At 62.0% G+C, this 6,100-nt stretch carries 7 protein-coding genes, 1 tRNA gene and 1 pseudogene; 3 read left to right on the top strand and 6 right to left on the bottom strand.

Features of this window, described 5'->3' with window-relative positions:
* Positions 1-195 (top strand): annotated as a pseudogene (locus tag R6U01_RS07850) (hypothetical protein); the annotation flags it as partial.
* Positions 196-384: 189 nt separating this feature from the next.
* Positions 385-786, top strand: coding sequence for a hypothetical protein (locus tag R6U01_RS07845; RefSeq protein WP_410285906.1), 402 nt, complete (start codon positions 385-387; stop codon positions 784-786).
* A gap of 1,415 nt (positions 787-2,201) precedes the next feature.
* Here R6U01_RS07845 and R6U01_RS07840 read toward each other — a convergent pair.
* The 6 genes from R6U01_RS07840 to R6U01_RS07815 all read right to left on the bottom strand — a co-directional run bounded on the left by R6U01_RS07840 (position 2,202) and on the right by R6U01_RS07815 (position 5,231).
* A complete protein-coding gene (locus tag R6U01_RS07840) occupies positions 2,202-3,821 on the bottom strand; it encodes a hypothetical protein (protein WP_410285905.1) in 1,620 nt (539 codons plus the stop codon).
* On the bottom strand, positions 3,818-4,177 hold the full coding sequence (locus R6U01_RS07835) for a hypothetical protein (RefSeq protein WP_410285904.1): 360 nt from the start codon (positions 4,175-4,177) through the stop codon (positions 3,818-3,820). Before R6U01_RS07835 ends, R6U01_RS07840 begins: the two co-directional genes overlap by 4 nt.
* Complete coding sequence (locus tag R6U01_RS07830; RefSeq protein ID WP_410285903.1) at positions 4,174-4,476, bottom strand: hypothetical protein; 303 nt, start codon at positions 4,474-4,476, stop codon at positions 4,174-4,176. The genes R6U01_RS07835 and R6U01_RS07830 overlap by 4 nt, the downstream gene beginning before the upstream one ends.
* Positions 4,469-4,621, bottom strand: coding sequence for a hypothetical protein (locus R6U01_RS07825; protein WP_410285902.1), 153 nt, complete (start codon positions 4,619-4,621; stop codon positions 4,469-4,471). Before R6U01_RS07825 ends, R6U01_RS07830 begins: the two co-directional genes overlap by 8 nt.
* A 112-nt stretch (positions 4,622-4,733) precedes the next feature.
* A complete protein-coding gene (locus R6U01_RS07820) occupies positions 4,734-4,976 on the bottom strand; it encodes a hypothetical protein (RefSeq protein ID WP_410285901.1) in 243 nt (80 codons plus the stop codon).
* A gap of 180 nt (positions 4,977-5,156) precedes the next feature.
* Positions 5,157-5,231: transfer RNA gene (locus tag R6U01_RS07815), tRNA-Arg, on the bottom strand.
* A gap of 209 nt (positions 5,232-5,440) precedes the next feature.
* Here R6U01_RS07815 and R6U01_RS07810 point away from each other — a divergent pair.
* Positions 5,441-6,043 (top strand): RAD55 family ATPase, encoded by a 603-nt coding sequence (locus R6U01_RS07810; RefSeq protein WP_410285900.1) that lies wholly within the window; start codon positions 5,441-5,443, stop codon positions 6,041-6,043.
* Positions 6,044-6,100 lie beyond the last annotated feature (57 nt).

Here is a 6,100-nt window from a genome sequence, read left to right as displayed (position 1 = left end):
GACGACGCGCTTGACGCGGACGACCTGAAGCGACAGGAAGCGATCGACAAGGCGATCCGCGCGGTCGAGCGGCACGGTATGACCTACGCGGACGCGGGCGACCTCGTGGGCTACTCCGCGGCATGGGTGTCGGACCGGATCGCTGAATACCGCGACGGCGAGCACGGAGGATCGGGGAATGAGATCGAAGCGTGAATCGCTGGACGCGGAGACGATTCACTCGTTCATTCACACACCCGCCCCGGCGCATATCTTATTTTATACGCGGGCGATCGCGGCGGGGGGCGCGAATCCGCGCGGGGGGATCGCGACCGGATTCGGTCGATCGACGTTCGACTCGCGGGGAGATCTCGAGCTGCAACCGCAACCCAAACGGATCGACCGATGAGTTACGACCCCGCGATCGTCGGCTACTACGGGAAGCTCGTCGAGACCTGGGCGGCCGACAACTATCCGATCGTGCTCGACTATCCCGAGGTCGGCGGGCTCAAGTTCGACGCGACCGACGAGGAGGACGGTCGGCCGTGGGACGTGAAGGGCTCGATGGTGAATGGGGTCCGGCCGACGTTCAAATTCTGGGAGGATCAGCATCGGACGCTCGGTCGAGAGGATGGTGGGTATGTCTTAGTGTGGTATCGAGCGGAGGGACGGGAGATTACCGTTGTGTCGTCGCGGAGCGTTCGTGCGAGGATGCTAGAAATCGACAACTGGACGAATCCTGGCGAGACACATTACCGGTCCCACTCACGGGAGGCGCAAATTGCGGCTAGTCAGTTACGTTTGTGAAATTTCTCCAGTTGTGCTGAGGTTAAACTCTGCCGGTGGAGAGTGGTTAGATACGATCTGGTACGATGGGCTGGAAGACAGAATCCGGCGGGAACTCAAGAAGACGGCGCACCGTCACACCGACAGCAATCCGGACAACTTCAAGATCTGCGAGAAGTAGCGCGCGAACCTCTACAGTAGGACGAATGGTACGAGTTCCTTATGTCCCGGTGGTGCATGATTGGGGTGTAGATATTGAAAACGACAGTCGTTCAGCACCACAGCTACTGACGCTTCGACCGTACGGCGACAAAACTAGTTATGAACAGATGAGGCAAAAGTATACCATAAGCGTATTCGGTTAACCATTTCTGTTTGAATTAACTTGTAAATCGACCATCATTCTAGTGAAATAATCGATTTTGCTTTTTCCGAACAGCATATGGAGATTTATGTATATTACAAAATAAAAATAGATTGCAACTAAAGTGTATAGAAAAATATTGGCCATCTGTGTTTCACCTCTCGCGAGAATACCTATGAGTATTATAAATATAGAAAAGCTGAGAGATATTTTCATATTTTGGGTGAATTTGAGTAGAGATCCAGATCGGCGAGTCTCTGTTGAAAAATGATTCTCCATATATGACTGAAATGAGAGATATATTCGTTCTACAGATTCTCTCTCAAAGTCGCACCCAGTTTGGTTCATCAGATCCGCATGTAGTGCCGCATCATTAGAGCTGTGTGTGAATTCTGGTCTAGGGACTTCACCCAATAATCTCGATTTTATCGGTGCCCACTTTCCACAATTTCTTCCAGCACGTCGTCGATCAAACCAGCGAAGATCACTCTCCTCACCCCTCCAATAGTACATGTAACGGTGGAACTGTTTAGGAACTGGAAAGTGATGACGACGCAATAGGTCGATTGATTCGCCTACAATGATAGAAAAAATGAGAAAAATAATAAGAGAACCATCAAACTGATATAATTGCTCGAGATTTTCAAGGTCTAATGCTCCTGCCACAAGCGATAGTGAAATGATTGTGCCCGGAATTACTCTGGTAATCCAATCATATAGCCCTAATCCAGATGATATCTCCGAGTATGACATTATTTATGATCTATACCGGTCTGTGCCGTAATTGTATTTACTGATCCGGTTGGGGTTTTACGAGTTTTCTGCTTCGCAGCGTACAAATGTGACTGAGAAAGCGGAGGGGTATCTTAGAATCTGTGGCCTTAGCCACACCCCTAACTGTCGACCGACCCCCCGGTGTCGGTTCGATAGCGATGCCGAGCTCGTAGAGCCCGGATCGGCGCTTGTGTTGCGGTCGAGATCACCGCGACCTCGCCGGTCGCGAGGGTCGATCGCGGCGAAAATGGTCGGAAAAAGAGGATCGAGGTAGTGTTGCCACTCACGAGGAGCCGCGCTAGCCGAGTTTCTTGCCGACCCCCCACGCGCTCCGCGCCGGCCGGATCTTCGGGCCGGCGTCGTCGCGGTAGTGCGTCACCGCCTCCTTGAGCCGCTCCGGATCGCGACCGGCGTCGACCCAGTACCGTTTCAGCCGCGACACGAGCTCGCTCCAGGACTCCCCGGCGAGGTTCCCCATCCGAACCCGGAGGTGCGCCTCTCGCTCGTCGACGTGAATCCCGTTCGCTTGGCAGAACGCGATCAGCTCGTCCGTGCGCTCGTCGAGCGACCGCCGCTCGGCGTTCTGCACCGCGTTCGCCGCCGCGCTCATCGCGTTCCGGACGCCCTTACGGGCGGCGTCGAGCGCCTCGACGACCTGCTCGGCGACGTGGTGCGACCGCAACGCCACCGACCCCTGCTCGCGAACGACCATGTCCTCGATCCGCCGGAGCCCGCGCCGGACGCTGTCCGGGTGCCAGTCGTGTTCGTCCGCGATCTCCGCGGGGGAGACGTCGCCGCCGTCGGAGACGAGCGTCTTCAGCGAGTCCCACTCGACCGGCGAGAGCCCGTCGGCGAGCTGACGAACGACCACGTTCCGCTGATCGCTCTCGACGCGTTCGAGGTTCAGCGGGAGCACTCGCGACCGGTCGACCGTCACCGCCTCGAAGTATGCGTCTTCGACGAACGTGCGACCGCCGCTCGGTCCGTCGTCGTCGAGCGGCTGCGTCGGGAGCCCCGCCTCGTTCAGCGTCGCGAGGATCGCCTCTTCGAGCTCGGCCGAGATCTCCTCGTGGTCGACCGGCCGGAGCGTCTCGTTCCACCGGCTCGACTGATACGACGCTTCGAGTTTGGGGTGCGCGAGCGGGTGACCGTCGGGAAGCGACTCGGCGTTTCGCGCGTAGTAGTGCTTGAACTCCTTCGGGATCCGGTGGTCCGGGAAACACTCGCGGACCCGCTTCGGTCCGAGCGTCACCGTGTGGTAGTAGCCGGCGCGCTCCGTGTCGTCCTGGACGAGCTTCCGGTAGCCGGACCGGTCGCTTTCGAGGAGGTGGCCCATCCGCGCGAGTGGTCCCTCGCGACTGTGGACCGGCCCGGACACGTCGCGATCGAGCCGGACGTACCGCGCCGCGTCCATCACGACGCTGTAAGCCTCGTTGCGGTTCGCGAAGTGCATCGGGTCAAGCGTCACCGCGCCGGCCGCCCGGTGGATCACCGTCTCGACGCGATCGAACTCGACGTTCGACGCGTTCACGCGGACGTTCACCGCGTCGCCGAGATCCCACATCGGACGAGCGACAGAACTCCCCGATTCGGACTCGAGGCCTCGCCACCGCGGCTGGATGAGCGCCTTCACCTTGCGCTCGCCCGTCTCGTCGTCGACGACCGCGTTCAGCCGGAACTCCCGGAGCGTGTCGAACTCGACGCGAGTCCCGTCCGGCGTCTCGCCACCGTCCGGTGGTGTGAGCCCGGACTCTTGGTAGGAGAGCGTGACGCGCCACTCCTCGCCGTCGAGCCGGAACGTCCCGCGTCGGCTCCCCGTCGCGTCGCAGAGACGCGCGGCGCCGAACCACGGTCCGAGCCCGTCGTCGTACACGTAGTTCGCCATGTACTCGTGCGGGGCCGTCTCGACGGCCTTCACCGAATCACCTCGCGGCGCGGGACGACGATCGGGCGCTTCGTGCCGTCGACGAACACGGCGCCGAGCGGCGTCCACGGCGCCCGGTCGGACGGGTCGGTCGAGTCGCAGATATCGACGAGCGCCGCGGCTGGCGCGATCGCCAGAACGTACCGACACCGGTCGCAGGTGTACCCGCGGACGTTGATCGCGTCGCCGTCGACGCGGCGCGGGTTCTGGTTCGCGAGCCGGAGCGTCGGAACCGCGGGCGCCCCGAGCGTCTCGGTCACCTCGGACTGACAGCGGGGACACGCGGCGTACTTTCGGTCGCCGTCCCACCGAGCGACCGGTCGGCGGAGTCCATAGCCCACGGTGCTCACGCGAACACCACCACCAGATTCACCGCGGCGACGACGGCGCCGATCGTCGCGATCCCGAGTCCGACCCACGCGGGCGTCTCCAGGGCGTCGGCGGCGACGGGCCACGCCAGCGAGGCGACCGCAACACAAGCGCACATCCCGACGACCGTCGCGAGTTCGCCGGTCGAGAGCAGCTCGTGCACGACGGGATTCGCCTCGACGCCGACGCCGACGGTCCGCGCGGCGAGGATCGTCGTCAGCGCGTCGAGAACACCGTGACTCGTGAATATCGCGGTGGCCTCTCCGTACCGATCACGCATCGATCTCCCCCAGCAGGTAGGCCTGAACGCAGTAGGGCCGCGAGCGACCGACGATCGCGCCGATCTCGTCGAAGGTGAGATCGGTCCGCTCGCGGAGGCGAACGATCACCAGGTGCCGATCGATCGCCGTCGGATCGTCGTTCACGCCGATCCCCTCCGTTCGGCGTCGCGCTGCCAGCGGAGGTGAACGGCGTCGAGGACGTGGACGCGCGGACCGTGGGCCGGATCGTACAGGTCGGAAGCCCGAACGAACGGTGTCATCCCGAGAGCCCTCCGTTCCAGGGCTCGCCGGCGTTGCGGGCGGGACTCGTCTGCGGGTCCGGCGTCGACACGTCCTTGCCGGCCGCGCTCCCCTCGCAGATCCGGATCCACGAGTCGCACTCGGGGCACCGGTGGGCGCGGTCGTCGGCGTCGCCGTGAACGCGGCCGAACCGCGGCGGGAGGTGGGCGCCGCACTCTAGGCAGTCGCCGGACGCACCGGACGCTCTCCGGAGCTCCATCATGCGACCGTCACCCCGCCGTTGTATCGCAGAATCGCCGGACTCGACGGGTCCGCAGTCCGTGACCCGTTGGGATCAGTCTGAAGGCCCCGATCCGAAACACCCGTACCTCCCGATTTGAGTGGTTTCGAGGGGTCTAGGCGCGACTTCGGATTTACTTCGGAACGGGCCGTGAAGGAATGGGCGCTGCAGGATTTGAACCCGCGACAACTTGGTCCGAAGCCAAGCACTCTATCCAGACTGAGCTAAGCGCCCCTATTCTCTGCTATCTCTCTAGCCGTGTTAAGTCCCGCGATTCCGGAGCGTCTGAACGACCCGCCTGTTTGTCGATCTGGCCCGCGCTCGTGGACGATCAAAAAGAATATTATCGGGACGGAGAAAAGTTCTTTAGTAGATGTGTCTTGGTCGCACGGCCTCCCAGCCGACCGAGTGGCCCGGGTCGCCGCCGTCACTGAGGTGCGCCCATGTATGATCTGAGGCCGCACTTCGAAGAGGAGGTCGAACCCGGGACGAATCTTCTTCTCACCGGCCCACCGCTGACCGGCAAACGGTCCATGATGATGGACGTGCTGGCCACCGGGACCGACCGCGGCGACGGCGCCATCGTCGTCACCACGAAGGACGGCGCCGACCGCGTGTTGAAAGACTACCAGAAGCGGACGCCCTACGGGGGGAAACCGGTCGCCGTCGTCGACTGCGTCACGCGTCAACAGGGCGTCAACGACGTCCGCGAGTCGGACCGGATCAAGTACGCCTCCTCGCCGGTGGACATGACGGGGATCGGGATCAAGCTCTCGGAGTTCCTGCAGGCGTTCGGCGACCGCGGCATCGACCAGAACCGCGTGATGGTCCACTCGCTCTCGACGCTGCTCATGTACTCCGACCTCCAGACCGTGTTCCGGTTCCTCCACGTGTTCACCGGACGCGTGCAGAGCGTGAACGGCCTGGGGCTGTTCAGCATCGATTCGACCTCCCACGACGATCAGTCGATGAACACGCTGAAACAGCTCTTCGACGGCGTCATCACGATCCCCGAAGACGGGGAGCCCGAGATCAGGCTCGCCTGAGCCCGCCGGCAGGTTCGCCTGAGCGCGCCGGGCGTTTTAATCCGCACGCCCGCGTAC

This window comes from Halorubrum sp., assembly GCF_046498025.1.
In the GTDB taxonomy this organism is placed as follows: domain Archaea; phylum Halobacteriota; class Halobacteria; order Halobacteriales; family Haloferacaceae; genus Halorubrum.
The sequence above is the reverse complement of the archived record's forward strand: the minus strand, read 5'-3'. Positions and strand labels throughout refer to the sequence as shown.